The 1,648-nt window shown below is 60.4% G+C and carries 1 protein-coding gene; it reads right to left on the minus strand.

Annotated features, from left to right (window positions below):
- Window positions 1-1,298 (minus strand): SulP family inorganic anion transporter (locus U9R61_RS10190; RefSeq protein ID WP_322488708.1); only part of this gene is annotated, 1,298 nt, incomplete at its 3' end.
- Between the last annotated feature and the right edge of the window lie 350 nt (window positions 1,299-1,648).

Consider the following 1,648-nt stretch of genomic DNA (forward strand, 5'->3'; position numbering starts at 1 on the left):
GTCACGGCTTCCACCCGCGGCATTGCCGTGCGCAGCAGGTAATAGCCGAGCGACATCAACACGCCGATCAAGATGGCGAATTGCAGCGGCAGGGTCAGGGTCAGCGCCAGCGTGACCACCATAATCACCGCTTCGCCGCGCGAGCCGCGCCAAATCCGTACCATGCCGCGGCGATCGATCATTCCCAAGGAGGCGACCATGAGCGTGCCAGCAATCGCCGGACGGGGGATCAGCTCGAGGATATCGCTCAGAACCGCCGTTCCAAGCAACACCGTTACCCCTGAAATGACAGCGGTGAGAGCCGTCTTGCCGCCGGTCTGATACGCTAGCGCTGAGCGGTTGAACGAGCCAGAGCAGGGCAGGCCGGAGAAGGTGCCGGAGATGATGTTCGCTAATCCCTGCCCGACAAACTCTTGGTTGCTGTCGATGCGCTGGCCGGTGTAGCCGGCAATCGCGCGCCCGATTGCTATCGCTTCGACCAGACCGATAATGGCCAAGGCTAGCGCGCCGTTAGCGAGCTGACCAATCAAGTTGAGATCGAAGATGGGGAGGTTGGCAAGGGGCGGAAAACCCGGCGGGATGTCGCCCATCAGGCGGATGCCGTATTGTTCTGCGCCCAAGAGCGCCGTCGCGAGGGTGACAATCGCCATGCTCAAGAGTGCAGCCGGCAGTTTGCGCGTGATTCGCGGGATAAGGTAGATCAGTGCAATCGTCGTTGCTCCGGCCGCCAATGATGGCCAATGAATGGCGGTCAGTTGGGCGAATGTCTCGGCAATAATCGCCGGAATACCCGCTCCGGGCGGGATGGTGATCCGCACGATCGACCCCACCTGATTGAAGAAAATCAGCAGACCGGATCCAGCCGTAAAACCGATGACCACCGCATCAGAGATAAACGTGACCAGCATACCCAGCCGGGCAATGCCCATCAGTAACCGGATGATCCCGGCCATAACAGCGATCATGCTTGCCGCGAGCACAAACTGATCGCTACCAATCTGCGCAACCGGCAACAAGACCGAGAGGGTCAAAATCGCGCCGGTGGTGGAGGGGCCGCTGTTGAGGTGTGATGACGATCCCCATAACGCGCCGACAATGGTGGCGGTCATCGCACTATACAGGCCGACGATCGGCGGTAATCCGGCCAGAATGGCGAAGGCTAACCCTTGCGGCAACAAGACCAATCCGACAGTCAGGCCGGCGAACAGATCAGCGCGCAACGCTTCGAGCGGGTAGGTGCGCACCAACCGGATTGGCTGCATGAAGAGGATGGTAACCGAACGTATGTAGTCAAGCATAGCGTCGTGCTCAGGGGCGCGGGCCGCTGGCCCGCCGATCCAAACGTGCTGGATAGCTAGTTGTGCATCCGGCAATCCTACGCCTCAGGGGCGCGGGCCGCTGGCCCGCTTATCCCATCGTGATCGGGAACTGCTTGTGAATATGGTTATTATCATACCGCGATTTTCGTCACGATGTTGCACCGCTCTGGCATTGCGAGAACTGGGTTTTATCCCATCCGCTGCAACTGTTTGCACGTTACTCTACCGCTTCAAGCAAATTGGCCGCTTCCCACGCCAGCATACCTCCCTCCAGCACCTGCGGCGGCGGGGTGCGTCCGGCCAGCAACGCCGCCGCCCGCATACTCCGC

It is taken from the genome of Chloroflexus sp., assembly GCF_034431535.1.
Taxonomy (GTDB): Bacteria; Chloroflexota; Chloroflexia; order Chloroflexales; family Chloroflexaceae; genus Chloroflexus.